1 protein-coding gene and 1 pseudogene are annotated in these 2,756 nt (G+C 29.3%); one reads left to right on the top strand and one right to left on the bottom strand.

Annotation, left to right across the window (positions count from 1 at the left end; translation table 11 throughout):
* Positions 1–686 (bottom strand): annotated as a pseudogene (locus AC1DJR_RS25015) (YqcI/YcgG family protein); the annotation flags it as partial.
* Between the two features lie 599 nt (positions 687–1,285).
* Here AC1DJR_RS25015 and cotF point away from each other — a divergent pair.
* Positions 1,286–1,765, top strand: a complete 480-nt coding sequence (gene cotF / locus AC1DJR_RS25010) for a spore coat protein CotF (protein WP_429688205.1) — start codon at positions 1,286–1,288, stop codon at positions 1,763–1,765.
* The last annotated feature ends 991 nt before the right edge of the window (positions 1,766–2,756 follow it).

Below are 2,756 nucleotides of genomic sequence, written 5' to 3'. Positions count from 1 at the left end.
CCAAAAATATTGCTGCCATTCATAATTATCTTTCTGGCCATAATCTTTAAGAGAAGGGTGAATAGGAGCTTTGTCATAAGCTGCTAGACGTTGACGTATCAGGTTTTTTAGTTTTCGACTGCGTCTTTCAGAGCTCATAATTCCTTGTAAGACCCATCGAGGGGTTAAAGCAAGCATCATACATGAAAAATGTCTACTTTGTCTTTTGACATGGGCAGGTGTAGCGCAGTAAACAAAATATGATTCATTATAAAAACAAAATTCCCATGTATTCTCTATGGGGTTATTTGGAATGTGCGTAGGCCATTCCTTCTCGTTCAAATGGCTAGTTTTACTAAGTAGTGACCAATAAATCTGTTCAAAATCTTCAACTGTAGTTTGTTCCATCAAATCTATTGGTACATTAATAAAAATAATAAGAGAGGCATATTCACCTGTGTCTTTAGAGCGTTCTGTATATGCTTTAAGTAATTCAGCAAAATCCTCACTAGTATTGGTGCTTCTAGGATCGCCAATGAATCCATACCTAAGGTGATTGGCAGTAAAGCCATGTTGAGCTGGGATACAAGGGAAAAGTTTGTTTTTATCCGTCATTTTAAATTTAAAAGAACGGAAAGCTTCTTATTGCCAATGTGGAAGATTAGTAATATTTTTTGTAAAGAATCTTTATCATAAAGTATAATCATTTTTTAATCCCCCCTAAGTCATAATACACAGCCTATTAATTATTAAGAAATAGGTGACTAAAATGATGATAAATGTTTTTCGGTATATATAAACAAAATGATTTAATGGAGGTCTCTCAGTGATTTATTTACTTTAATAGTTGATTCCTTATAATGGACAAATTTAAGTAACCATAGAGTTAGAAAATTATATAAAGAATATGTAGGTACAATGTTCACATTTTTATTTTCTAACTAGTATGTTTATAACGAAATAAGAAAGGATGTATCATTATGGGGATTTTTAAGGAAGAGAAAATTAAATTTATAGATTGTAAAGGTGAAGAAGTCATTTTGAAAATCAAAATTAAGGATATAAAAAAGTAGTGAAGAAGAATTAAGCCTATTTTATTGTGAAATATTAAGGAGTTTAATTACTTATTAAAAATAACTATAGAAGAATGGAAAATAATTCGTTCAAAGATGATTATTCGAGCATGGGGCAATTATTTCTGAGTGTAAAATAATGATAAGTTAGGCTGAAATTATTTATTATAGTATATGCCCTTTTTGAATCTTTTGCATAATGTAGCATGAATGAATATTAAGGGGGAGCATCTATGTCTTATCCTAATCAGTTAGCTTGGCATGAAACATTGGATTTACATGAATTAGTAGCATTCCAAGCGAACGGCTTAATCAAATTGAAAAAATCAGTTCGAAATATCCCTGATAAAGCACTCCAATCGTTATATATTAAAGCTATAAATGCGATACAAAACAATTTACAAGAGTTAGTGCAATTTTATCCTTATGCTCCTGGATTTCAGTCGCAGCATCGTGATGAAACTGGGTTTTTCGCTGGAGATTTGCTTGGATTTGCAAAGACATCTGTTCGAAATTATGCAATAGCCATTACTGAAACGGCAACGCCGCGACTTAGGGAGGTTTTAACCCGTCAAATAAATGGCGCCATACAATTACATGCACAGGTTTTTAACTTTATGTATGAAAGAGGTTACTATCCGGCCTATGATTTGAAGGAACTATTAAAAAATGATGTTCAGAATGTGCAAAAGGCAATACAAATGCAGTATTAAAATAAAAGTATGGAAATTATCTTTAGAGGAAAACTATAGTTTATTTATGAAAATCAAATAGTTAAGCCTAAATGGTAATTTCCATGATTAAAAAATGATTAAATGATAAAAAACATAGATTCATTCCAAAATGTTAAAGAATTATGCCAACGCTATGTTAGAATGTATGAACATATATCTAAGAACATTTTTAGGGAATTATTTTCTAAATAGAAATAGGCGTTCTTATAATATATGGTGATACTTGATGAAAAAAAGTTATTATCGAGTAACTCATGGACCAGAATTTTAAGTGTAAGTTATAGCAAATATATATGTATAGTGTAGGCGAGGAAGCAATTCATTTTGAATTAACTTTATATAGCTTTCATTCGAAAAATAGATAAAAAATAAACAAACAGAAACAAAATATATAAATTCCAAACACTTGGAATTGTAGATATTCCTAAATAGACTCCTCCAGGTAATAACCAAATACTACAAATTAAAATGAAAATATATTATTTTTTTGATTATTTAAATAATTTTCCAGGAAGAGGGGGAGTAATAATAAGAAAAGAGCACTAATGAAAACCTCTTTATTAGATATTTGACCACTATAAGGATTAAAATATATAAAAAATAGCGATAGAATAAAAATACTTACAGATGAAATCAATCCTACATAAACATTGATATTGTTTTTCATAATTAAGATTCTCCCCTCAAAAACAATCTACTCATAATTCTATTTTCCAACTACCGATTTTATGTAATTGTTCTGAGTGAATAAAATTTGTGTTGAAACAAGTATTAAAAAATTTATATCAATAATAAAGACAGAATTCATTCGTATATTTAAGCTTTGGTATTAAAATGAAATTAAGATTTTTGTAAGAAAGATAAACAGCTTAGAATACAGTTGCGAAGTTTTGGTCTTTTCAATCAAAGATTTTTAAGTGAGTTTGAATCAAATAATAAATATCCTAGAGAATAAGAATCTATGTAGTAG

Source organism: Bacillus sp. 05T31, from assembly GCF_056396725.1.
The sequence above is the reverse complement of the archived record's forward strand: the minus strand, read 5'-3'. Positions and strand labels throughout refer to the sequence as shown.